Below are 24,090 nucleotides of genomic sequence, written 5' to 3' on the forward strand. Positions count from 1 at the left end.
CGCCTTCTCACCCGCGCCACTCGCTGATTACCCCTATTTACAAGGACATTCCCTATGTGTCAGCATCAACCGGCCTGTCCCGGCGCCAATTCCGCCGACCGTGAGGCGGCCCGCCTCACCGCCCACCACCCCGAGCAGGGGTGGAGCCTTCTGTGCAACGGTGTCCTGCTCTTCGAGGACACCGGAGAGCTGCTGCCGGACGGGCAGATCGTTGCCCCGCACCGCCCCACGAAGGCGGTGGCCGCGTGAGCGCCCGCGCCGCCACCAGCGAACTCTCCCGGCAGAGAGACCTTGCCGTGGCACGTGCAGCGCTGCGCGACACCGTCGCCCCGCTTCCCTGCGACGCCACGCTGCCGCCGGCCGAGGAACTGGCCCGCTCCATAGGCCAGACGGTGAAGCTCACTCGCCAGGCGCTGCGCGAGCTGGACGCGGACGGCGATATTGCCCTCCCGCGTCGGGGCGAGGCACGGCGCCTGCGCCCGGGCGAAACGCACCCCAAGGACGAGGAGGTCGTGCGGGAGATCCGTGCCGGGATCCTCTCCGGGCACTACCGGAGCGGCACGCCACTGCCGACCGGACTGCTGGCTCGTCGGCACAGCCTCGGGGCCCGCCGGATGGCACGGGTGTGCCGCCCCCTGCTCGGCACCGGACTTCTCGTCCACCGCGACGAGCCCGATGGCCCCGTCTCTACGTTGCCGTACCCGAACCGGGCGTGGGCGGCCCCGGGCTGATCGAGGATTACGCCCTGCTCAGTGACCAGCGAGGCTCGGCGCTGGTCCGGCGGGATGGCAGCATCGACTGGCTGTGCCTGCCCCGGTTCGATTCCTCCGCTCCCTTCGCCCGCCTCCTGGGCACGGCCGAGCACGGCTTCTGGCAGCTCGCCCCCGCCACCTTGTCCGGCGCCGCCTCCGCGCCCGTCCCGGTACGCCGGTACAGGGGCGACACCATGGTCCTGGAGACCGAGTGGGTCACCGAGACCGGCACGGCGCTCGTCACCGACTTCATGGCCCCGGGCAACGAGGCGCCCCAGGTCGTCCGCATCGTGACCGGCCTCCAGGGCGAAACGCCGATGCGGACCCTGCTGCGGGCCCGGCCCGAATACGGACGCGACCTGCCCCGCCTCGACCGCGTCGACGATCGGTGTGTGGCCGTCGACCTCGGCCAGGACGGTACCGGACGGCTGTGGGCGCAGGCCACCGTTCCCCTCCAGGCGGACGGCGGCGACCTCCACGCCGCCTTCACCGTCACCGAGGGTGAGACGGTCGCGCTCACCCTGGCGTGGTGGGAGGGAGCCGACAGCCCGCCCCCACAGCCGGCCTTCGACGCCATGCTGAAGGCGACCCTCGACCACTGGTCGGAGTGGAGCGACCGGTGCACCTACACCGGCCCGAACCGCGAGGCTGTCGTCCGCTCCCTGCTGACCCTGGCCGCCCTCATCTACACCCCGACCGGCGCGATGGTAGCTGCGGCGACCACATCTCTGCCCGAGGAGATCCTCGGCTTCCGCCAGTGGGACTATCGCTACACGTGGCTCCGCGATAGCGCCCTCGCCTTCGCCGCTCTCTTGCGCTGCGGGTACCGGCGCGAGGCCCTTGCCTGGATCGACTGGATGGTCCGAGCATGCGCCGGCACCCCCGGGCGCAGGCAGATCATGTACCGGATCGACGGCGTGCCGGACCTGCTGGAGGAGGTGCTGCCCCACCTTCCTGGGTATGAGGGCTCGGCGCCGGTGCGGATCGGCAACGGCGCGGCCGGCCAGCTCCAGCTCGACGTGTACGGCGAGCTCGCCGACTTCCTCTACTGGGTCGCGCTCGCCTGTCCGGAAGAAGCCTCCCGCATCGCCGCCCTCGTCGTCGAACTGGGCACGGAGCTGGAGCCGCTCTGGGACCAGCCCGACATGGGCATCTGGGAGATCCGTGGTCCGCGCCGTCACTTCACCCACTCCAAGGTGATGGCCTGGACCACCTTCGACCGGGCGGTCAAGATGATCGAGCGCGGCTGGACGACTGGCCCGCTGGAGCGGTGGCGGGTACTGCGCGAGACGATCCACCAGGAAGTCTGCGAGAAGGGCTACGACCCCGAGCGCAACACCTTCACCCAGTACTACGGGGGGACCGCGCTCGACGCCTCCCTCCTGCACGCCATGCTCGCCGACGGGTTCCTGCCCGCCGACGACAAGCGGGTCATCGGCACGATCGAGGCGATCCAGCGCGCCCTGGGGACGGACAGCGGGCTGCTGCTGCGCTACCCGACCGAGGGCGAGCACGTCGGCGTCGACGGGCTGCCCGGTGACGAGTCGCATTTCCTGATCTGCACTGGGTGGCTTTCACGGGCCCTCGCCCGGATCGGCCGCACCGACGAAGCCCACGCGGTCTACGAGCGTCTGCTGTCCCTGCGCAACGACGTCGGCCTCCTCGCCGAGGAGTACGACCCGCACGCCGGTCGCCAGCTTGGCAACTTCGCACAGGCGTTCAGTCACTTGGCCGTCGTCGAGGCGGCCCTGGGAGCCAGGTTCGTGCTGGCCACCGACGAGCGCGCCATTGTTCTGGCCGCCGACCCCGCCGGGACGGCGTCATGAGCCTGGCGCGCTTACCGATCAGCCGGGCGAACAGTCACCGGCGGCGGGCACCGGAGGGCCGTACTGCTGGTCTCGTCCTGCTCGGTGCGAATGTGATCGGTTTCACCTTGATTGGGCACATGGTCGCGCACGAGACCGATGCTGCCCGCAGCCTCAGTTCAGCCGCTGAGGTCCCGGACCAGATGTCTGCCGAAGAGCAGCCGCTCAGTGCGGCCAACGCCACGGCAGCACCTGAATCTGGTGGCCCCGGGTCGGGGCGGACGGCGTGACCGTTCCTCTCGCCATCTGCCCGCGCCGTATGGCTCGATTCTTCGCTCGTCAGCCACGGATGCGGGGTGTGGAGGAGCCGACCGCAGTCGATATGTGATCGCCGTACCGGGTGGACCGTGCCGCTGAGGGCCGCCGTCCCGTCCGGTAGCAACCTTCCCTTGGATCCACGACAGTTGGAGCCTTCATGCCGCATCTCTCCAAGAGCCAAGCCATATCCTCGGACGGTGCCGTCGGTGCCGCACGCCTGCTTCACCTGGAGCGGGTCGCCCTGGCCAACGGGGTGCCCGTCGAGGACGTGCTGCTGATCGCCGTCAACCTGTACGGGATCACCTCGGACCAGGACCGTCACCGGGCCCGGGTCAGCCTCCGCCTCGTGCGCCGTCCTGACGTCCCCTGGCAGATCATCGTCCCGCTGAACCGGCCGGCCAGCCCGTTCCGGCTCCGGCGCGACGAGCTGTCGCTGAACGGTGAGCTGATCGCACACGTCGAGCGCATCGACGCCGACGAGGCGGTCGGAGGGTACTTCCGCAATGACGGCCGGGCCGCGACCCTCAATCCCAACGCCCGCAGCCGGTGCGTCGGGTGCGGCTGGTGCCCCAACACCCTGGAAGCCGCTGCCGACCCACGGCTGCAGGAGGAGCAGGGGCTCGACGACCTGCTGCGCGCCCTCGGCGAGCAGCACCCCCGCCGCAACCTGGCCGAACTGAGCGAGGTCACCGTCTCCACCGGTTGCTTCGAGCGGGAGGAGGCCGCGGTCGCTCACCTGACCGCCCTGCGGCCCGCTCTGGAGCGGGCCGGCGTCACGGCCCGGATCGGCTTTCTCACTTCCGTGCTGCGCAGCGACGAGGCGTTCGCGACCATCGCGTCGCAGGTATCGCCGTTCGTGCTCAGGCTGACGGCCGAGCACTTCACCCGGCGAGCGGCCTTGATGAAGTCCACCAAGGCCGGCCTGCGGCCGGAGCAGATGCCGGACCTGCTGGCGCGGGCGCGGGCGGCGGGGCTGGGCACTTCGTACACGTACATCGTCGGACTGGACCCGATGGAGGACCTCGTGCGCGGGGTGAACGCGCTGGCGAGCGTGGTCACCGCGTTCCCGAACTTCCAGGTCTTCCAGGCGCACACGGTGATGATGCAGGGCATGCGGACACCGGACGCGGAGCGCCTGGAGTACTACCTGCAGGCGCGTACGGCCATCGAGCGGGCCATGGCGCCGACCGGGCTGCGGCCGATGGGCTGGGAGTGCTACCGGCCGCTGTGGTACTTCACCTACGCGGGAGAGGACCTCGTCGATGGACCTCGCTGACACGGTCATCGAACGGGTGCGGGTCGAACGCCTCGACGAGAGCGCGGCGGGCCCGTGGGAGGCAGGCGACAGCCGGTTCGCGGTAGTGGTCGAGGCCCGCGGGGTGACCGGGGTCTTCGCTCCGGTCGACGAGCTGCCCGCCGCGCTCGTCGCCACCCGGCTCGGGCAGAGCGCTCTGCGGCACCCGGTGGTCGACCACAAGGGTCTGCTGCGCAGGCTCCTGGCCGAACTCGGTCCACACGCGGCAGGGCTGGGCCGCTGGGCGGTCGGGGCGCTGGACTGCGCAGTGTGGGACCTGCACGGCCGTCTCGCTGACCTCCCGGTCGCGGCCCTGCTCAGCGACCGGCCCGCGCGGCGGGTGCCGGTCTACGCCTCCTGGCTCTCCCTGGACCTGACCTCCGCTTCGGCCGCCGAGTCGGTCAAGGCCACCGCCGGCGAGGGGTTCGCCTTCACCAAGTGGGCGCTGCGTGACGCGGAAGTCGGCGAAGTGGCGCTGCTGGCCGAACGGGCGGCGGCGTGGGCGAGGCAGAGCGTGGCGGTGGACGCCCTGGGCACATGGGGTCACCTGCGGACCATGGAGGTCGGGCCGCTCCTCGCCCCGGAGGCGGTGCGCTGGGTGGAGGACCCGCTCGCGCGGACCGACCGGGCCGCGTACACGCATCTGCGCGCTCAGGCGGAAGGGCTGAGGGTCGCGTTCGGCGAGCGGCTGGCCCATGTGGAAGACGCCAGGGCCCTACTGGATCACTGTCGGCCGGAGGCGTTCACGTTCGACGCGGTGTGGTGCGGCGGCATTACCGAAGCGCGGGGCTGGCTGGGCGTTGCCCACGACGCGAGGGTGCCCGTCCACCTGCACGGCCGGGCGTTCCTGCCCGCCGTGCACCTGGCTGCCGCCTTCCCTCACGTGGCGGGCGCGGTGGAGTACCAGGTGATGTGGGAGCCGCGACGTCAGCGGGCGCTGGGCGGCACGCTCCAGCCGGACGGCGGGCACGTCGTGCTCCCCGATCGGCCCGGTCTCGGGATGGAGGTGCGCCGGTAATGCCCATGCACACGGGCGAGCTGGTGGTCCACGGCCGCCTGGAGCAATACGAGGGAGCGGTGTTACTCGTCGTGGACGAGCGGCTGAGCGGACACGACACCTTCCTGTCCGCGACCCTGCACCTCGACCAACCGGTGCACCTGCCCGAACTCAAGGTCAGGATCATGACGTTCGACGACGTCACCGTCCTTTCGCCCCTCGGCCCGGACCTGCCGCTCACGCAGGTCGGCAAGGAGTGGAGCGGCACGCTGCTGATACCGCACGGCTCGCGCCCGCCGACGATCCCCGACGACCTCGCCCAGGCGGCTGCCGAGGCCGGTGTCGACACCAGCGGCTGGTCGCCGGCCGAGGCCCGGCAACTGCTGACCTTCCTTGGCGAAGCCGGCCCCGGTCCCGTACGCACCGAGCGGATCGGCATGATCATCGCGACCCTGGCGGGTCGTTCGTGAGCCCGGCGGCCCTCGTGCGGCTGGTGAGCCTCGACATCGGATACACCCTGGGAGAGCCGTCCGGGATGACGCTGACGCAACGCCTGGTGGAGCTGTCCCCGCTACCGGTCCAACAGGCGAAGCAGATCGCCCAGCAGATCCTGCACGCCCTGGACCCGCGCAGCGATGCGACGGGGCCGCAGACGGTGTGCGCCGCCCTGGGGATCGCACTGTCCGCCTTCCCCCACGACCACCGTCCGCCCGGCTTCGTCCTGTGGGCCGGCGCGGTGGAGGCGGTGGCACGGATCGCCCGGGTCGTGCCGGTGGTCACCCTGTCGAACGTGAGCCACTGGGACGAACAGGAGACCAACGTCGCCGCCCTCCTCACCCCCCATCTCCGAGCCCATCACCCCTCGTGGCAGCTCGGGTTCGCCAAACCCGATCCGGGCGCCGTGCAGACTGTCGCTCGACTGCATGGCCGCAACCCCGCGGAGGTGCTGCACGTCGGCGACAGCTTCGACTACGACGTGCGCGGCGCCCTCGCCGCCGGAGCCCAGGCTCTGTGGATCACCTCGTGCCCGCCGTCGGCCGAAGAACTCCGGCTGCTGGCCGAGCACCCCGGCCGAGTCACGGTCGTGCCGGACCTTGCCCGCGCGGTCCGGCACATCGAGCAGACCCTCCTCCCATCAACCTCTTCCACTAGGAGTGCTACCCCGTGAGCCAGTTCGACACCACCGCCCCGTTTTACGCCGCCTACCGGCCCGGCATCCCGAAGGAAGCCGTCGAGCTGCTCGCGCGGCGGGTGGCCGGCAAGGAGCACCGGATCCTGCTCGACTTGGGATCCGGCACCGGGCAGGTTCCCCTGGCCCTGGCCGGGAAGATGACGGAGATCGACGTCGTCGAGCAGGACGCGGGCATGCTCGGCGAGGCCGACAAGGCGCTCGCCGGGCTGCCGGTCGCCGTCCGCCTGTACAACGCGTCGGCCGAGGAGTTCACCCCGCCCGCCTCTTACCGGGCCGATCTCGTCACGGTTTGCCGCGCCTTCCACTGGATGAACCAGGACGTGGTGCTGTCGCGCCTGGAGGGCATGACCGCACTGGACGCGACCGTCGCGGTCATGGGGGACGGCAGCTTGTGGACCGCGCGCACCGAGTGGACCGACGCTCTGCGGGCCCTGATCCAGGAGTACCTGGGAGAGGAGCGGCGTGCCGGGGTGGGCAAGAAGTACGCGGCGCACAACCGGCCGTACAGCGAGATCCTTGCCGAGTCCGCGTTCGGTCAGGTCGAGGAGCACACCATCGCCGTCGAGCGGGAGTGGAGCACTGAGACGGTGATCGGCTATCTGTACTCGACCTCCTTCGCCGCCCGGCCGCTGTTCGGCGAGCAGATCGAGGACTTCGAGCGCCGTGCCCGCGCCCTGCTCGACGAGCATGCCGCCGCCGGCGGCCTGATCGAGCACGCCTCCTTCCAGGTCGTCCTCGGTCGGCGCGGCTGATCCGCCCCTCCCTCTTCGCTGGGGCGGCCCCCCTTCCCGCCCCGGCCCTGTCCCCGTCCTTCCGGAAGGAGATCCACCATGCCCCGACCTATGACATGGAGCGACGAAGAGCGGCGTCGGTTCGTCGACGACGGCGTCCTCATACGCCATGGCCTGGTCCACGGCAGCGTCCTGTCCCGGGCCCGTGACCTCGTCGGCGGCTGGCTGGCCGAGGCGTACGACCCCGCACGGCTCACCGCCTACACCGAACGCAGCTTCGCCCCAGAGCTGGAAGAACACCCCGACCTCCTCGCCCTCTACCAGCGAAGCGGCCTCGCTGAACTGGCCGGAGACCTGCTGCGGCCCGCGACCACCGCCCCGGTCACCCGGGCGCAGATCCAGGTCCGGCTGCCGCACGGTGCACAACAGCCCGTGAAGCGGATGCACGTCGACGGCGTCTCCTGCCCGCACCTGGAACCCCGCGACCTGCGCACGTTCACCTTCATCGTCGGCGTCGTCTTGGACGGCAGCGCCACCGCGGACGCCGGCGCCATGCACTACGTACCCGGCGGGCACCACCGGATGGCCCGTTACTTCGCCACGGACTGGGTCCTGGGGCAGCCGGCCCAGACACCCAAGGACATCGACGCCCAGGACGGCACCGCCCTCACCGCCGAGCCCGGCGACGTGGTCGTGATGCACCACCTCGTCCCGCACCGGGTCGGCATCAACACCAGCAGCACGCCCAGGGTGATGGCGTACTTCCGCGTCAGCCACACCCAGCACCCCGACCTAGCCCTCCGCGCTCTGTCGGACCCGTGGCTGGAGTACCCGGCGTTCACCGCCCTCGCTCGCCCCGGAACCGAGTGAGAGGGGATGGCCGTGGACGTCCTCACTCCCAACCAGCTCCCCGACGCGGCCCGGCTCCTGGCCGCCGGGCAGATGGTCGCCGTACCCACGCCCCGCTGGTACATGCTGTGTGCCCGCGCCGCCGACCCCGCCGCCACCAGCGCGGTCTTCCGCGCCAAGCAGCGCCCCGGCACCAAGCCGCTGCTGCTCCTGCTCGACTCCCCGGCCACGGCCGAGACCCTGTTCGACCTGAGCGACGACGCCCACCTGCTGACCGGCGGCCTGTGGCCGGGGGACCTCGCGCTGCGCCTGCCGTGGAAGCCCGGCGTCGAGCCCGTCGAGGCGGTCGGCTCCCCGGCGCTCGTCGGCTGCCCCGACGGGGTCCTGGGACAGCTGGTCGCCCTGGCTGGCAAGCCGCTGGCCGCCGCCGTGTGCAGCATCTCCACCTCCGCCGCTGGCGACGAGGACCACCCGGCGCTCACCGCCGACCAGGTCATCGCCTTCGACCGGACCACGAGGGCCGGGATCGCCGCGGTCGTCGACGGCGGGATCTGCCCGCACGGCCGGCACATGACCATCGTCGACTGCCCCGCAGGCGCCGCCGCGCGCCTGCACCGGGAGGGCACCGTCCACGCCCGCGCCGTCGAAGCCGCTCTCGCCCCGGCAGGAGGACCGCATGTGGGCTGACCTCGCCCGCCGGACGAACCGCCTGGTGCCCGACGCGTCGGTGGCCGCCGTCGCCGACGCGCTCGACTACCTCTGTCTCGCCCAGCTCTACCTGCGCGACAACCCGCTCCTGGCCCGGCCCCTGACCCCGGCCGACGTCAAGACGCGACCGGCCGGCCACTGGGGAGTGTGCCCGCCCGTCAACCGGATGCTCGCCGCCCTGGGCCCGCTCCAGGCAGCCGTCCCCGGCGGCTACGAGCTGCACGTCCTGCACGGCGCCGGGCACGCCGGGCCCTCCGCCCTCGCCCACGCCTACCTCACCGGCCAACTCGGCCATGCTCACCCCGCCCTGCGCCAGGACGCGGCCGGGCTGCGCGAACTCGTCACGGGTTTCCCTCAACCCGACATCGGCGGGGAGATCACCCCGATGATCCCTGGCCACCTGCACACCGGAGGCCAGCTCGGCCCCGCCCTCGCGATCGGGCAGGGCACCGTCCTTGACGCGCCCCACCGGCTGACCGTGGTCCTGATCGGCGACGGGGAGTGCGAGACCGGGACAACCGCCGCCTCCTGGCTCGCCACCCGCGCGCTGCACGGTACGGGCGACCACGGCACCGTCCTTCCCGTCGTCCTGCTCAACGGGATGCGCATGGGCGGGCCGAGCGTGCTGTCCACCCTGAGCCGCGCCGAACTGACCGCGTACTTCAGCGGCCTTGGTCACCGGCCCTTCTACAGCGACGGGCGCGACGTCGCCCAGCTCCGCCAGGCGGTGGCCGAAGCGCTCGGCGCCGCCCAGCCCCTGGGCATTCCGGGGCTGTCGAGCGTCTTGGTGCTCACCCTGGACAAGGGCCACGGCGCCCCCGTACACCTCGCTGGCACCCCGGCGGTCCACAAGACGCCGCTGCGCGATCCGGCCGGTGTGCCCGCCGAGTTCGGCGCGCTCGCCGACTGGCTGGCCTCCTACCAGCCCGACCAGCTCCTGGCCTCCGGCGGCCGGCCCCGGCCGCACCTGCTGCCCGCGCTCCCTCTGCCCCGGCCCGAGCCCGAGGGTCTCCCGGCGCCGCGCGGCTGCGTCGCCGCCTCCGCCCAGGTCGCCGGCCACGCCGTCGGCCGCCCGTTCGCGCAGGTGGTCCCCGAGGTCCTGCGGGCGCGCGCGGAGCAGGGGCCGTTCCGCGTGTTCAGCCCCGACGAGCTGGCCTCCAACCGCCTCGGCCTCACCGACGAGCACGGGCGCCCGGTGCCGTGGGCGGTGGAAGTGCTGAGCGAGGAGCTGTGCCACGCCTGGGCGCAGGGCTACACGGAGACCGGACGGCACGCGCTGGTCGCCACCTACGAGGCGTTCGCGCCGATCACCCTGAGCCTCATCCAGCAGCAGCTCAAGCACCGCGCGGTGCGCCGTCACGCCGGGCGCGCCCCGCTGCCCAGCCTGGTCTACCTCCTGACCAGCCTGGGCTGGCACAACACTCTCACCCACCAAAACCCCAGCCTCGCCTCGGCGCTCCTGGCCGACGGCGATCCCACGCTCCACGTTCTCACCCCCGCCGACCCCGCGCGCACCGCCGCCGCGCTTACCTTCGCCCTGCGCAAGCTCGACCGGTGCACGCTCGTCGTCGCCGACAAGCACACGACCGTCCACCACCCGCTGGAGACCCGCGACGAGGAGCTGCGGCACGGCATCGCGATCTGGCCTCACCTCAGCCATCCCGGCCCCGACGAGCCCGACCTGATCCTCGTCTCCGCCGGCGACCTGCCCGCCGAGGCCCTGACCACCCTGGCTCAACGGCTACGCGCCGAACGCCCGGACCTGCGCCTGCGGTACGTCCACATCCACGACCTCACGGCCCTCGCCGAGGACGGCACCCGCCCTCTCGCCCTCACCCCGGACGCGTTCGCCCGCCACTTCGGCACCCGGGCGTCGATCGTCCTGGCCACCAGCGGGCACCCGGCCGACATCCACGCTCTCCTCGGCCGCCGCCACCCCGGGCCCCGACTCACCGTCCTCGGTTACCGCGACCCCGGCCGCCCCGTCTCCCAGGGCCACCTTCGTCAGCTCTGCGGCCTCGACGACGCCAGCCTGTGGCAGCTCGCCACCACTCTCACCGACGCCCCGAAGGAGATACCGGTCCCATGAGTATGCTCCCGCCCGTCACCCTCGGTGCCGGCACCATCGACGCCTTCGAACGCGACGGGTACACGGTCATCCGCGACGCGATCACCCCCGACCTGCGCGACCAACTCCTGACCGCCGCCGAGAAGCTGTTGGCCAGCGACACCACCCAGGGCCGCGACCGAGGAGGCGACGGCAAGGACGGCTTCCGCGGATGCCTCAACCTCGACCGAGCCTTCCTCCCGCTCCTGGCCAACCCCGCCGTCCTGCCCACGGTTGTCCAGCTCCTCAGCCCGAACATCCACCTGCTGTCCGCCCACCTCATCGCCCTGCCCAGCGGACAGCCCCGAACCATCCGCATCCCCAAACGCCACGGCTGGCACCGCGACATGTACGGGGTGACCGCCGACCTCGGCTTCTGCCAGACCCCCCGGATGGCGATCAAGGCTGCCCACTACCTCACCCCTGTCACCCCGACTGCGGGCTGACGATGTTCCTCCCCGGCAGCCACCTCTTCGCCGAAGAACCCGTCGTTCCCGACGGCGCCATCGACCCACCCGGCGCCATCACCCCCGACGTCACCGGAACCGACACCGTCCTCTTCGAGAACCGCACCTGGCACACCGGAGGCATCAACCTCTCCGGCCGCCCCCGCATCGCCCTGATGCTCCAGTACGGATACCGCTGGCTCCACCCCGTCGACGACCCCGCCACCGACCTTCGGAAAGACCCCGCTCTCACCCCGATCGAACAGCAGCTCCTGGGCCTGCCCGACCGCCGACCGGACGGATCACTCGCCAAGGGCAGCGGAGCAGCCCCCATCCGTTCCTGGTGGGAGACCCGTTTGATGACCTCCGCGTCAACTGGACAGCCCTAACCGAGCGTTAAGAGACGGGAGGGCGGAGTCGCGGTTAGGGCCTGGTGTCCGTCCATGACGCCTCACACGACTGGAATGCTCCCGGTATTGGGAAATAGAGGACGAAGGCGAGGTCCGTGCGAAGGTATTCTTCCTTCCGCGCCACTGAAGGCGCCCCCGTCTCGACCGGACTGGACCGCTCAAGCACAGGTGGGTCGGGTCTGATCACAGAAGCATTCAAAGATCAATTAAGGTGCCGTCGCGCAATTTCGATCTTGGAATTCAAGTTTGCGAGACTATCGCGCTTGGGTGACCTTCACAACACCCCGTCTCGCATGGATCACACTTTCCCCCCTTGTAAGATTAGGCGCAGACAGGGAGTGCCGACCGACCACCGCGCACCTCAGCACAGGCTCCTGGCTACTAGCGCCTCGCGTACGAGTATCGGGATGGGGCTGGCAGTGGACACCTCAGTGGTATTTAAAGGGAGCGACTATGGGTTGGCGTAGAGACCCTTCGCGGCGCGCCCTCGTGAGGGAATGCGAGAGACTGCTCGCCGATCTCCCCATCCCCGCTCCTTTCAGTGTCGAGGCGCTGGTGCGGAATATGGAAGACGCGCTGAGTCGCCAGATTCGGCTAGTGCCACTGGATGACTCCGACGGGGGCCTGGACACAGCATGCGGCCTTCGGGTCAAAACGCCAGAGTTCACAATCATTCTCTATCGACGCCGTTCAAGTCGCAACCAAACCGAGCACATCATCCTCCATGAGCTCGCGCACGAATGGTTGGACCATGGAACCACCCTGACAGATGCCGAGATCGAGCGATACGTACCTGAGAACATTCGCCAGGAGGTCCTTCGGCGTTTCCCGTCGGCTCTGGTCCAAGGGCGCGTAGATTTTGGCAGTCGCGAAGAAAAGCAGGCCGAGCTTTCGGCCTCATTGATAAAGCGGTTGGCGCGTCGTCAGCCGATCACAGGAGATGACGTAATTAGTCTCCTAGAGTATTCACTTGCTCACCCAGTTGCTCCACCACGGCGCCGACTCTAGCCGTGATGGGATGGCGATCGCCGAGGTACAGTCGCCGACCTCGCGAATTCCGCCGCCCCTTACAGTCCACCTACTGGCAATTAAGGCTGCAGTTTGCCAACCTTTCGGGTTGGCAAACTGTGCAGCCGACGCAGATAACCACTGGTTACGTGTTCGACTACTTTAAATACTTGACTGCGGCAACAATGACCCTCATCGCCGTATGGCGGTTCCCTGCAGTTCGATATGGCGACTCTCACCGCAGGGCGCTCTGGGGCGGCTATGCCGGATTTGCCATAGCCCTATGTCTCTATACGCCAGCAGCAATGGATGCGGTGGATCGCATTCCCGTGGTGGACCTGAGCGCCCTACTCCGTCACTTCGCCAGTACTGCGGCGATCGTGGCAGCTTTGACCTACGTCGCCACCAGCTACGGGAAGAGCACGGAGACAGTCGTACCCCGGCACGTAGAGGTCTCCCGTTGGATCGCCCGCGCATCCTATAAGGCGGGGGTGATAGGCGTCGCTCTGCTCACGGTCCTCTTTTTCGCCGTGGTGGACCGCGACAAGCCGAGCCGAAATTTCCTCATCGACCACGCTGGACAATGGGGAGTCTCGGTCTACATGACCGTCTTTTACTTCTTCCCACTCATCACGACTGCGGTTTGCGGCTACCAGTGGACGAGGGCGGCGCGACAGGCCGAAAGCGCGAGCATGCGTGTCGGGCTGGGTCTGATGGGGATTTCGATGTGGATGGGGTTGGCCCATACATTGGCCCGTATCACCATCCTTTGGGCTGCGGTGGCCTTCCCCCTAAGCCCCTCCACAGTGCGGTTCCTTGTAGACGTCACATCGATATGGATGGACCTGCTTTTCCTGATCGTTGCCGTGGGTGCAAGTATTCCCACCACCCGTGCGGCGGCAGCCCGATGGAAAACTTGGTGCACCCTCTACAAGACTTATCCGCTCTGGTTTGACCTGGTGGAGGCTTTTCCTGGAACGAGCCTGTATCCACCTGGACGGCGCCTCACAGAACTAATGCACATACGCGTCCCCATCGATGTTCGCCTGGACCGATGGACTCAAGATATTGCTGACGCTTGCGAGAAGCTGCGCTATTACGCTCCACGAGACCTGATGTTCGCCGCGGAGGACATTACCGTCTCATGCCTCGACCCTGAGCCGGCTGCGGAAGCGTACTGGATTAAGGCCGCGCTCCAAGCCGCTGAAACCACGCCAGCCAGTCCATGCGCCGCTGCCCCTTTGAGAGATAAACCGTTCGTTGATACCGACAGCGAGGCAGCGTGGCTGGCCCGAGTCAGCACGGCTTATTCGCGCATCACCACAGATCAGACCCGGAATCTTCTCCTGCACTCCGCAAGGGTGGAATCCGAACCGGACCGATAGCTGCAGTTAGGTTCACAGGGAGGCTGATTTCTCGGTTCAACGGGGCCAAGTGACATGGCGATCTTGAATGGCAGACTGGTAAGTGAGATTCAGCACCATCTGCTATGTGAATTGGGCTGGTACCGTAGGTGATGCGGACTGATAGGTCTTGTTCCGTCCCGCAAGTACATCCTGGCCTGCGACGCACAGCTATCGCCGTCGCCATATACAGCCGGGTCCGTGACGCTGTCCGGTCTGGATGGGCGTCCGAAATCTCAGCAATGGAGTTTCCCCATGTCCAACCGCCGCACCGGCCTCATCCTCGATTTCGGGGGCGTGCTCACCACTCCGCTGCTGCCCGCAGTGCTCGCTTTCGAGCAGCGTGAGGGACTTCCGCAAGGCGCCTGCCTCACGGCCATGTACAAGGACGAGGACGGCGTCCGGATCACCAGCGACCTTGAGCGCGGTGTGGTTTCCCAGGGCGAGTGGAACGAGTTCGCCGGCAGGATGCTGAACGTGTCGGCTGACAACTTGATGGGCAGGATTTTCGGTGATCTTCGCCCTGAGCCGCTGCTGATCGACGCGGCCGCTGCGGCACGCCGGGCCGGTATCAAGGTGGGCATCCTGTCCAACTCGGTGGGCTTGACCCCGTGGGACCTGTACGACGGTTACGAGCTTGAGCGGCTGTACGACGTCGTGGTGATCTCCGAGCAGCATCTGATGCGCAAGCCGGACCCTGAGCTTTTCGAGACCACGCTCAAGCTGATGGGTCTGCCGGCCGAAGAGTGCATCTTCGTCGACGACACCGAAGCGTACGTTCAGGCAGCAGAGCAGCTCGGCCTCGCGGGGGTGCACAATCAGGACCCCAAGCAGACGGTAGCCACTCTCTCCGAGCTGCTCGGTGTGGACCTCGCCGCGTCTTAGAGGACGTCTCATTTGGATTGATTCGGTAATCTGGTGCCGTGGGGATTGTGGAGCGGTTGGTTCCGGATGAGTTGTGGGTGTTGTTCGAGCGGGTGGTGCCGCCTTCTCCGTCGAGGCCGCAGGGTGGTGGCCGTCGGCGGTACGGGGACCGTGAGGTGCTGGCGGCGATCGTCTTCGTGGCCACGTCGGGGTGTACGTGGCGGCAGCTGCCGCCGTCGTTCGGGCCCTCGGGGCCGACCGCTCACCGGCGGTTCACCGAGTGGAGCAAGGCCCGGGTGTGGGCCAAGCTCCACCGTCTGGTGCTGGATGAACTCGGCGCCCGCGGGGAGTTGGACTGGTCGAGGTGTGCGATCGACTCGGTGAACATGCGGGCCCTGAAAGGGGGGACCTGACGGGTCCGAATCCTGTGGACCGAGGCAAGTTTGGGTCGAAGATCCACTTGATCACCGAACGTTCCGGTCTGCCCATCTCCATCGGCATCTCGGGCGCGAACCTGCACGACAGCCAGGCCCTGGAGCCCATGGTGCGGGGTATCCCGCCCATCCGCTCCCGTCGCGGACCCCGCCGCAGGCTGCCGGCCAAGCTCCACGCCGACAAGGCCTACGACAACCGTCACCTGCGCAGATGGCTCCGATCCCGCGGCATCACCCACCGCATCGCCCGCAAAGGCATCGAGTCCTCGAACCGTCTTGGCCGCCACCGCTGGACCATCGAGCGCACCATGGCCTGGCTCGGAGGGTGCCGCCGCCTCCACCGCCGCTACGAACGCAAAGCCGACCACTTCCTGGCCTTCACCAGCATCGCCTGCACCCTCATCTGCTACCGCAGACTCGCCAAATGAGACGACCTCTTAGCCAGCCGCCACCTGCGTACCGACGTTAAACGGCGTTGGAGCGCCGAGGTCAGGAACAGCGGAGGGACTCCGGCGTTGCCCCGGTATGGGGCAACGCCGGAGTCCCTCCGCGTTGTCGAGCACTAACCCGGAAGCTCGTACCAGGCCCTGGTCAACGTGGTCGACGGCCCGTGACAGACGACGAGCCTGCAGGGTGGAAACGGCCTTGGAGCAGCCCGTGAGGACCGCTCACCGACGACGTCACTCCCCGTCCTGTACCTCTGGCAGCTTGTGCTTCAGCTCACCAACGAGCTCGTTGATGTGGGCCATCATCCCGGCGGACAGGCCCTCGCTGTTGCCGCGGGCAGCAAGGCCGAGGATCTGCCCTCGGTCAATCGAGCCGATGAAACGGATCGCCTCCAGGAGCTGGCGGGCCGCAGGGTTGAGCTCGGCGTCGTCCCCGAGGATGGCGACGTCGACCTGAAGCGCCTGGGCTAGGCCGGCACGCACTATGTCGGACGCCTCGGTTGTGACACCCGCGCGAAGGGCAGCAATGTCCTCGGCGGTGACAACCGCCACGCTCGCGTGAGCATTGACGAGCCGTGCGATCTCCTTATCAGAGGGCGCTGCCTGGGCGCCGTACCCGTACCGCAGGAGAAAGTTGATCTTCTCTCCGAGCGTGCGGGGTGCGGCCTCCTGCTCGCTGCGCGAGGCCCTGGGGCGACGCCCGAACGAGCAGTCCTGGGCAGCCAACAACTCATCCTCGGTCACCCCGTATGCCTGTGCGAGCGGCTGCACGTAGGCATCGTTAAGCCTGCGCCGACCAGATTCGGCGTTGCTCACTGGCACGCGGCTCGTGCCGATTATCGCAGCGGCCTCCGCCACGCTGAGGCCGGCGTCGCATCGCAGGAGCTGCAGGTCCGGCGGGCCGTCGTGAGGGAAAAGAACATCGAGCGGCTGACCGAGCGCCGCTGCAATCGAGGGCAATTTCTCGCCCTTGGGGAAGTCCTGGCCGTTCTCCCATCGCGCGACAGTGGGAGCGCTGACGCCCACCATCTCGGCCAACTCTCTCTGATGGAGATCCTTGCCCCGTCGGACAGCGCGTATGCGACTGCCGTCGATCTGACGTGGGGGCACATGAACTCCTGCGGGGTGGCGATCGGGCCGGTGGGGCCAGCGTCTGGGGCAACTGTAATCCAGGCTTGATGCATCTACGAAACTGACGTACGTTTCCGTATCGCACCTGTTGGTCGGGCCTCGACTCTCTATGGTGCCAGCCCTTGGAGAACACCTATGCATGTTGCGTTGGCGTGACCGCTTGCGCAACGCGCCGTCGGATTCGGTATCCAGCCGTAGCCGACCGGTCGCGACAGCACCTTCCCCGACAGCAACCGTCGGGAGTCCTGTGCGACCGCTAACGATCTTTAAGGCCGGGATGGACTTGCCACAGGTGTCTACGTATGTTCGTCGTCCCCGCCGGGCGGCGCCCCGGGAGGGACGGAATGAGCACCAGAGAGGAGGTGAGGTGAATGCGAGCGCACGGTCCATGACCTGGTTCGGCAACTGAAACCGGCGCCCGGGAGCTACCAACTCCCAAGCGCCGGGCCGGCACCCCAAGAGGCGCCAATTCACATCACGCGGGCGGCAGGGCTTTTGCACGAGAACCGCCGCACCGCGCTCCTACGAACAACGGAGTATCGCATGCTCGCCATGCCGAGCGGAACCCCGGCCTGCCCGGATACCGGCCGCCAGCGCCGCCTCGCCGCCCAGCTCGCCGACATGATCCCGGGCGCGGCCACCATCCGGGGCAGCCTTACCGACCCGAAGCAGACGTGGCCCTACCTGCACGCCGTCGTCAAGGACGAGGCCGGAAGGCCCATGGAGCTGGGCCGCACCACCGCCAGGGTCGCGGCCCGCTGGATCCTGCGGGTCTGGCCGGAGGGAGACTGGACGCGACCGCACACTTTCGACCTCGCCGAGGCCACCCTCACCCGCAGCGACTTGATCACCGCCAGCCGAGGCCGCTGACATGCCACGGATACGCACCATCAAGCCGGAGGCGTTCGTCTCCGAGTCGCTCGCCGAAGTGACCGTGGAGGCAGAGCGGACCTTCTTCGGGCTGCTCACCCAGGCCGACGACCACGGCCGCCACCGCGACAACGCCGCGATCATCGCCGGGCTCCTCTGGCCCCTGCGCGCCGAGCACACCTCGGTCCACGTCGAGGACGACCTCCACCAGCTCGCGAACGCCGGCCTGATCTGCCGGTACACCGGATGCGACGGCCGCCGCTACCTCCACATCGTGACCTGGTCTGCGCACCAGAAGATCGACAAGCCGAGCCAGTCGCGGCTTCCCTCCTGCCCGCAGCACCAGGCTGCCGACCGGTGCGCACCCTGCAAGGGCTCCTGCACCCGGCGGACCGAGGGCTCGTCCACCGCTCCCCGAGGACTCGCCGAGATCTCGCCGAACGCTCCCCGAACCCTCGATCTGCCCGCCAAGACCACCTCGGAGCCTCCCGGACACACGGGCGGGGCTCCCGCCGCCCAGCAGGACGCCCTCGACGGCATGGCCAGCACCCCTAGCCGCGTGAACTCGAAAACCGCAGGTCAAGACGCATTCGGCGAGGGCTCCCCGAACCTTCCCCGAAGCCTCGCAGAAGACTCGGCGCCTGGATCTAGGATCTTGGATCCTGGATCTCTTGTCCCTACGGGGCGCACAGCGCCCGCAGCCGGCGTCTCGGCCAACCAGCTCGTCGGCGAGTACGTCGCCGCCTGCGAGGAGCGCCCGCCCAGCGACGTGATCGGACACCTGGGGCGGATCACCAAGAAGCTCCTGGGTGAGGGCATCGCTCCGGAGCACATCCGGGCCGGGCTGGTGAACTTCGCGGCCAACCCCAAGCACCCGAGCGTGCTGACCAGCATGGTCAACGAGGCCATGAATGCACGCTCCGGCGGTTCGGCGCGGCCGGGAATCCGGCCTAACGTGCCCGCCCACCAGGCGTGGACCAACCCGGTCAACGCTGCCGTCGCCTACGCCGAGGAGCTGTGATGCGCACCGGCAACCGCGAACCGCAGACCCTCGGCGAGGGCACCCTGGACCGGATGGCCCGGATCCTGGCCGCCCGCAGCATCGACCCGGCCGACGTCGCCGCGCTCCTCGACGAGCCCGAGCCGTTCTCCCCGCTGGATGCCCTGCTGGCCGGGATGCCCCCGCGTTATCAGGCGGCCGTCGCCGACCACCCCCAGGTCCTGGCCTGGGTCCGGCAGGTCGCCGAGGCGGCCGTCGCCCCCAGCCGGGGAGCCCGGCGGCAGGTCACCACCGGTCCCAGCCTGCTGATGGCCGGGGTCGTCGGCGCGGGCAAGACGCACCAGGCGTACGGTGCGGTCCGGCGGCTGGTGCAGAGCGGGGTCGGCGTGCGCTGGCGCGCGACCACCGCCGCCGACCTGTACGCCGACCTGCGGCCCCGGCCCGGCGTCGACAGCGAGCGGGAGCTGGCGGCCGTCAGCCGCTGCCCGCTCCTGATCATCGACGACCTCGGCGCGGCCAAGGCCAGCGAGTGGGTCGAGGAAGTGACGTACCGGCTGATCAACCGCCGGTACAACTACGAGCTTCCGACCTTGATCACCACCAACCTGGCCATCAAGGACCTCCGGGCCTACCTCGGCGACCGCGTCGCCTCCCGGCTCGCACAGATGACTACCCGGGTCGAGTTCGAGCCGGTCGACCGCAGACGCCACTGCACCGCCGCCTGACCCGCCGCAGGCCGCCACGCCGGGCCGCGCCCTCTGCGCGCCGCCCCGAGCACCTTCCCGACCCAGCGCACCTCTCCGCCGACGCCCCTGCGCGCGGAGAGCGATCGGAGCAACCCGCATGACCCCCACGACGAACAGCCCTGCCCGCCACCGCCTCCTCGGCGACCACACCTGGCAGGCCGATGCCGTCTGCCAGAGCACCGAGTACAACCCGGTAGATCCCGAAATCTTCTTCCCGGAGCCCGACGAGACCGACAAGATCGCCGCCGCGAAGGCCCTGTGCGGCCAGTGCCCGGTCCGCCGCGCCTGCCTGGACGCCGCCCTGGAAGGCGGTGACACCGACGGCATCCGAGGCGGACTGACCGAGGAGGAGCGCGGACCGCTGCACGAGAAAATCGCCCACCGCCTCAACTACAGCCGCGTCAACGACACCATCGCCGGGCGCGACGTCCACCTCACCAAGGCCGAGCGCCGCGCGGTCGTCCACGCCGCCTTCCGCCACGGGGTGACCGAGCAGCGCCTGGCCTGGCTCCTGAAGATCACCGAGGAACACGCCCAGAAGCTCTACCGCGAATTCCGCCGCGCCCTGCGCAACCGGGACCTGAACCAGCCCGCGACGACCACTGTCCCGTCCGAGACCGGCGGCGAGCATCTGGGCCGCGACGACTTCGGGACGGCGGCATGACCACCGTGAGCGCGCCGGAGGCGGCGCACATATCAGGCTGGGACCGCACGGTCGTCATCGCCCTGGGCGGCGCAGGATGCGCGCTGTCGTACGACGCCCTCCAGCAGATGGCCGTCGCCATCCACATCCGAGGCTTCCTCACCTACCTCTTCCCCCTGGTGATCGACGGGTTCATCGCCTACGGCGTCCGGGCCCTCCTGGTCCTGCGCAACGCGCCGCTCCGCGCCCGGCTCTATGTCTGGACACTCTTCGGCACGGCCACCGCCGCCAGCATCTGGGCCAACGCGCTGCACGCGGTGCGGCTCAACGAGGACGCGGTCGCCGGCACCGGACTCCGGCTCGGAGACATGGTGGTCGCGGTGCTGTCCACCATCGCCCCGCTCGCCCTGGCTGGAGCCGTCCACCTCTACATCCTCATCGCCCGAGGACCGGTCAAGGGCAGTGACCGTGAGGGTCTGGGTCAGGCCGGTCACCTCGGTCAGACCGACCGGGGTGAGGGCGTCGAGGTCACCCGGACCGACCGAGTCGGTCAGCAGCAGCAGCCGGCGGCCGGTCAGGTCAGGGCGGGTCAGCCGGTCACTGCCCTGACCGACCGGCCGTTGGTGTCCCTGGACAAGCAGGCCTCCGCCTCCCGGTCACTGACCGGGGACAGGGCCCCGGCGGACAGCAGCCACCCGGTCACCGGTGACCAAGGTCAGCCGCACGAGGCCGTTGACCTGCCCGGACAGCCGGACACGGCGCGGCCGGTCACTGACCGCCCCGACGCCACCGCCCCGGTCACCGGAGACCAGGACAGCCCGCCGGCGGTCACCGCCCCGCCGGTCACTCCGCCGCCGGTCACTGAACGGGATGCCCGGACACCCGGTGACCGGCGGGCTGACCCGGACACCGAGGAACTGCTGAAGATCGCCCGGTCAGCGGTCAGGGCCGAGGACAAGCTGACCCGCAAGGTGGTCGCCCAGGCGATCCGCGGTCAGCAGATCCCGCTCTCCAGCGACACCCTGACCGCCCTGATGGCCCAGCTCCGCGCCCAGCACGGACAGCCGATTACCTCCGCCCGGAACTGACCGGACACCACGGAGCGGGTGACCGAGCCGGTCACCCGCTCCGGACACCCGCCCCACATTCCTCCAGAGCAGAAGCGGAGAACACCCGATGCGCACCCACCCGGCCACGCCCGCCGAAGTCGACTCCTGGCTGGCCGTTCTGCACCAGCGCGGCCACCTCCACGGTGCCCAGTCCGGCCCCGACACCACCTGGATCGTGCAACGAGAGCAGCATGACCGCCCCTGGACCCTGCACCACCCGGTCCTGGCCATGGACTGGATCGAGGAACTCGTCCGCGAAATCCAGCAGCAGGACCCGGAGACGAGCCGGTGACCACCGATGACCCGGCGGTGACCGACGCCGGACAGCAGCGTGACCCCACGACGGCTCCTGGCGGAGCAAGTTGTCGCGTACGACGGTCCTACGGCCCGTCGCACGCACTTGCCCCCGCCCCAGAGGGCGGGGGAAGCCCGGCTGGTCCCCGAGCGAGGGCGCTCGGGAACCAGCCGGGCACCCGGCACCAGGGGGCGCCAGCCGCAGGGGGAGAAGCCGACCGCGACGACGACCGCGACCAGCCGAGCCTGAGCACGCCCGCCTTCCCCGACCGCACGCCGCGCCGCCGCCGCCGCAATCCCAGCGAGCGCACCCGCAAGACGACTACCCGCCTCTCCGACACCGAGCACGCCGAGATCGTCGCTGCCGCCACACAGCGCAGCATCACCGTCGCCCGCTTCCTCGCCACCGCCGGCCTCGCCGCCGCCCGCAGTTCGACCACCCTGCACACCAATGAACGACTCGACACGGCCATTGACGAACTCGCCGCCCTGCGCACCGCGCTGGCCCGGATCGGCAACAACATCAACCAGATCGCCCACGTCCACAACGCTGGCGGACAGTCCCGTCCCGGCGAACTCGACTACGCCCTCGCGACCCTGACCCGGCTCATGGCCCGCGTCGACGACACCGCCGATGTCCTGGTGAGCAGGCGAAGCTGATGGTCCCCAAGATCCGGCGCGGCTCGCGAACCCACGGTCTGCTCGTCTACCTGTACGGCCCCGGCAAGCGCGACGAGCACGTCGACCCCCACCTCGTCGGGAGCTGGGACGGCTTCGCCCCCGACCCCGGCCGCGACACCAGCCCCGACCCCGATCCCAAGGTCACCCTCGCCCGCCTGACGGCCGCCCTAGACCTCCGGGTCAAGCAGGCCGGTGACAGCGCGCCCACCCAGCACGTCTGGCACTGCTCGGTCCGCACCGACCCCGGCGACCGGATGCTGAGCGACGCCGAGTGGAACACCGTCGCCCGCCGTCTGGTCCACGCCGTCAACCTCGCCCCCGAAGGCGACCCGGACGGCTGCCGCTGGGTCGCCGTACGCCACGCCGACGACCACATCCACATCCTGGCCACCATGGTCCGAGGCGACCTGCGCCGCCCGAGGATGAACTACGACTTCAAGAAGGCCCAGGCAGAATGCCGACGCATCGAGAAGGAGATGGGCCTGCGCCGGCTCAAGCCCGGCGACGGCACCGGAGTCAAGACCCCCACCAGCGCCGAACGCTTCAAGGCCGAGCGCACCGGCCGCCCCGAAGCCCCCGCGAGACGCTCCGCGAAGCCGTCCGCCAGGCCCTCGCCGGAGCGGCCACCGAAGAGGAGTTCTTCACCCGGCTCCGCAAGGCGGGCCTGCGCGTGAAGGTGCGGACCGCTCCCTCCGGCGACGCGCTTGGCTACAACGTCGCCCTCCCCGGCGACCGCAACCGACACGGCGAACCGATCTGGTACCCCGGCTCCAAGCTGGCCCCTGACCTGTCCCTTCCGAAGATTCGTCTCCGGCTGGCCGACGGCCTTGCCGAGCGGACAACGCCTTCGAGCGCTGAAGGCCGATCGGACTGGTCCCCACCCGCCCGAGAGCGACGGAGCGCCACCGACATCGCCGAGCGTGCCGCCGTCCTGCTCGACAGTGACGACGACGAAGCCGCCGCCCAGCTCGTCGGCGTCGGAGAACTCCTGGACGCGGTCGCCCAGACCTCCCCGGCCGCCACCCGCGCCGAGCTGGCTGCTGCCGCCCGCGCCTTCGAGCGGGCGACCCGCAGCCACGTCCGAGCAGGACGCGCCGACACCCGGGCGCTCCGCTCGGCTGCCCGGGGCATCGTCCAGGCCGGCGGCGCGCTCGGCAGGGGCGAGGACGGCGGCACCACCGCGATGCTCGTTTCCACCCTGGTCCTGGTCACCCTGGCCGCCGCCCGCTGGCACTCCGCCCGCGGTCACGCCCAGCAGGCCCACGCCTCCCGACAGGCCGCCGAGCACCTGCGAACCGCCTACCGCCAGGCCGCCACCACCCCGATGCGAGTACTGAACGACCAAGGCCGTGCCCTCCCCGAGGCCCAACGCCGGACGCACGAGGCCACCATCCGCGCCGTTCTGCCGGAGCAGGGTGTACGAGCGGATGGCATGCCGACGAAGACTGATGCCCTGGTTGCCACCCTCGCCCAGGCCGAGCAGGCGGGCCATGACCCCGAGGCGCTCCTGCAGCAGGCCATCGACGTGCGCGAACTCGACACCGCCACGGACGTGAATGACGTCCTGGTCTGGCGTCTGCGCCGCCTCGCTCAGCTCCCCGCCCACCCGGGCGAAGCTACGCGTCGCCCGCAGGCCGGCACCCGCCCGGCCAAGACCTCGGCCAACCGCACCAGCGAACGGAACGCACCCACAGCGGCGCCGCGCCCTGCCGTCTCCGACCCGCGCAGCCGCCCACCGCGCCGCTGATCAACGCGTCCGTAAGGCTGTCCACCGGCCGACCGGACTCCATGAAACCCCCTGGACAGCCGGTTCCACCGGCTGTTACGGATGAAAACAGGAAGCCCTCGATCG

At 69.7% G+C, this 24,090-nt stretch carries 24 protein-coding genes and 1 pseudogene; 24 read left to right on the forward strand and 1 reads right to left on the reverse strand.

Annotated features, from left to right (window positions below):
* The first annotated feature begins 54 nt into the window (after positions 1-54).
* From BN1555_RS26450 to BN1555_RS26520, 16 genes are all read left to right on the forward strand, one after another.
* Positions 55-249, forward strand: coding sequence for a DUF5999 family protein (locus tag BN1555_RS26450; protein WP_093801708.1), 195 nt, complete (start codon positions 55-57; stop codon positions 247-249).
* Positions 246-731 carry a hypothetical protein gene (locus BN1555_RS26455; protein ID WP_093801709.1) on the forward strand — a complete coding sequence of 162 codons (486 nt, stop codon included), beginning with the start codon at positions 246-248 and terminating at the stop codon, positions 729-731. The genes BN1555_RS26450 and BN1555_RS26455 overlap by 4 nt, the downstream gene beginning before the upstream one ends.
* On the forward strand, positions 713-2,578 hold the full coding sequence (locus tag BN1555_RS26460; protein WP_093801710.1) for a glycoside hydrolase family 15 protein: 1,866 nt from the start codon (positions 713-715) through the stop codon (positions 2,576-2,578). The genes BN1555_RS26455 and BN1555_RS26460 overlap by 19 nt, the downstream gene beginning before the upstream one ends.
* 454 nt (positions 2,579-3,032) lie before the next feature.
* On the forward strand, positions 3,033-4,151 hold the full coding sequence (locus tag BN1555_RS26465) for a hypothetical protein (protein WP_255306178.1): 1,119 nt from the start codon (positions 3,033-3,035) through the stop codon (positions 4,149-4,151).
* Positions 4,138-5,187, forward strand: a complete 1,050-nt coding sequence (locus tag BN1555_RS26470) for an enolase C-terminal domain-like protein (protein WP_093801711.1) — start codon at positions 4,138-4,140, stop codon at positions 5,185-5,187. The genes BN1555_RS26465 and BN1555_RS26470 overlap by 14 nt, the downstream gene beginning before the upstream one ends.
* Positions 5,187-5,636, forward strand: a complete 450-nt coding sequence (locus tag BN1555_RS26475; RefSeq protein ID WP_093801712.1) for a hypothetical protein — start codon at positions 5,187-5,189, stop codon at positions 5,634-5,636. The genes BN1555_RS26470 and BN1555_RS26475 overlap by 1 nt, the downstream gene beginning before the upstream one ends.
* On the forward strand, positions 5,633-6,334 hold the full coding sequence (locus tag BN1555_RS26480) for an HAD family hydrolase (protein WP_255306179.1): 702 nt from the start codon (positions 5,633-5,635) through the stop codon (positions 6,332-6,334). Before BN1555_RS26475 ends, BN1555_RS26480 begins: the two co-directional genes overlap by 4 nt.
* A complete protein-coding gene (locus tag BN1555_RS26485; RefSeq protein WP_093801713.1) occupies positions 6,331-7,110 on the forward strand; it encodes a class I SAM-dependent methyltransferase in 780 nt (259 codons plus the stop codon). Before BN1555_RS26480 ends, BN1555_RS26485 begins: the two co-directional genes overlap by 4 nt.
* A 78-nt stretch (positions 7,111-7,188) precedes the next feature.
* Positions 7,189-7,959, forward strand: a complete 771-nt coding sequence (locus BN1555_RS38040; protein WP_255306180.1) for a phytanoyl-CoA dioxygenase family protein — start codon at positions 7,189-7,191, stop codon at positions 7,957-7,959.
* 6 nt (positions 7,960-7,965) lie between these two features.
* The gene (locus tag BN1555_RS38045) at positions 7,966-8,625 is read left to right on the forward strand and encodes an L-threonylcarbamoyladenylate synthase (RefSeq protein WP_255306181.1); all 660 of its coding nucleotides are present in this window, start codon (positions 7,966-7,968) and stop codon (positions 8,623-8,625) included.
* Entirely contained in the window at positions 8,615-10,735 is a 2,121-nt protein-coding gene (locus BN1555_RS26495) for a phosphoketolase family protein (RefSeq protein WP_107081105.1), read from the forward strand. The genes BN1555_RS38045 and BN1555_RS26495 overlap by 11 nt, the downstream gene beginning before the upstream one ends.
* Positions 10,732-11,199, forward strand: a complete 468-nt coding sequence (locus BN1555_RS40620) for a phytanoyl-CoA dioxygenase family protein (protein ID WP_255306182.1) — start codon at positions 10,732-10,734, stop codon at positions 11,197-11,199. Before BN1555_RS26495 ends, BN1555_RS40620 begins: the two co-directional genes overlap by 4 nt.
* Before the next feature lie 2 nt (positions 11,200-11,201).
* Entirely contained in the window at positions 11,202-11,588 is a 387-nt protein-coding gene (locus BN1555_RS40625; protein ID WP_255306183.1) for a phytanoyl-CoA dioxygenase family protein, read from the forward strand.
* A 1,178-nt stretch (positions 11,589-12,766) separates the two neighbouring features.
* Positions 12,767-14,002 carry an MAB_1171c family putative transporter gene (locus tag BN1555_RS26510; protein ID WP_093803666.1) on the forward strand — a complete coding sequence of 412 codons (1,236 nt, stop codon included), beginning with the start codon at positions 12,767-12,769 and terminating at the stop codon, positions 14,000-14,002.
* A gap of 273 nt (positions 14,003-14,275) precedes the next feature.
* Positions 14,276-14,905, forward strand: coding sequence for an HAD-IA family hydrolase (locus BN1555_RS26515; protein ID WP_093801715.1), 630 nt, complete (start codon positions 14,276-14,278; stop codon positions 14,903-14,905).
* 44 nt (positions 14,906-14,949) lie between these two features.
* Positions 14,950-15,746, forward strand: a protein-coding gene (locus BN1555_RS26520; RefSeq protein WP_176710309.1) for an IS5 family transposase whose coding sequence is annotated in 2 segments (ribosomal slippage) — positions 14,950-15,283 and positions 15,283-15,746 — 798 coding nt in all. Because the reading frame shifts where the segments join, the coding sequence is not laid out codon by codon here.
* A 252-nt stretch (positions 15,747-15,998) separates the two neighbouring features.
* Here BN1555_RS26520 and BN1555_RS26525 read toward each other — a convergent pair.
* Positions 15,999-16,874: a helix-turn-helix domain-containing protein gene (locus BN1555_RS26525; protein ID WP_093801717.1), complete on the reverse strand. Its 876-nt coding sequence runs from the start codon at positions 16,872-16,874 to the stop codon at positions 15,999-16,001.
* A gap of 564 nt (positions 16,875-17,438) precedes the next feature.
* Between BN1555_RS26525 and BN1555_RS26530 the strand changes: the two genes are divergently transcribed.
* The 8 genes and pseudogenes from BN1555_RS26530 to BN1555_RS26565 all read left to right on the forward strand — a co-directional run bounded on the left by BN1555_RS26530 (position 17,439) and on the right by BN1555_RS26565 (position 23,985).
* A complete protein-coding gene (locus BN1555_RS26530; RefSeq protein ID WP_093801718.1) occupies positions 17,439-17,765 on the forward strand; it encodes a transcriptional regulator in 327 nt (108 codons plus the stop codon).
* Position 17,766: 1 nt separating this feature from the next.
* Positions 17,767-18,786, forward strand: a complete 1,020-nt coding sequence (locus tag BN1555_RS26535; RefSeq protein WP_093801719.1) for a hypothetical protein — start codon at positions 17,767-17,769, stop codon at positions 18,784-18,786.
* A complete protein-coding gene (locus BN1555_RS26540; RefSeq protein WP_093801720.1) occupies positions 18,786-19,490 on the forward strand; it encodes an ATP-binding protein in 705 nt (234 codons plus the stop codon). The genes BN1555_RS26535 and BN1555_RS26540 overlap by 1 nt, the downstream gene beginning before the upstream one ends.
* 118 nt (positions 19,491-19,608) lie before the next feature.
* Positions 19,609-20,175: a WhiB family transcriptional regulator gene (locus BN1555_RS26545; protein ID WP_093801721.1), complete on the forward strand. Its 567-nt coding sequence runs from the start codon at positions 19,609-19,611 to the stop codon at positions 20,173-20,175.
* Complete coding sequence (locus BN1555_RS26550; protein ID WP_093801722.1) at positions 20,172-21,242, forward strand: DUF2637 domain-containing protein; 1,071 nt, start codon at positions 20,172-20,174, stop codon at positions 21,240-21,242. Before BN1555_RS26545 ends, BN1555_RS26550 begins: the two co-directional genes overlap by 4 nt.
* 88 nt (positions 21,243-21,330) lie before the next feature.
* Entirely contained in the window at positions 21,331-21,555 is a 225-nt protein-coding gene (locus tag BN1555_RS26555) for a hypothetical protein (protein ID WP_093801723.1), read from the forward strand.
* Positions 21,552-22,217 (forward strand): MobC family plasmid mobilization relaxosome protein, encoded by a 666-nt coding sequence (locus tag BN1555_RS26560; protein WP_093801724.1) that lies wholly within the window; start codon positions 21,552-21,554, stop codon positions 22,215-22,217. The genes BN1555_RS26555 and BN1555_RS26560 overlap by 4 nt, the downstream gene beginning before the upstream one ends.
* Positions 22,217-23,985, forward strand: a pseudogene (locus BN1555_RS26565) (mobilization protein). The gene BN1555_RS26560 and the pseudogene BN1555_RS26565 overlap by 1 nt, the downstream one beginning before the upstream one ends.
* Positions 23,986-24,090: the final 105 nt, after the last annotated feature.

This window comes from Streptomyces sp. Wb2n-11 (assembly GCF_001049855.1).
Taxonomy (GTDB): Bacteria; Actinomycetota; Actinomycetes; order Streptomycetales; family Streptomycetaceae; genus Streptomyces; species Streptomyces altiplanensis.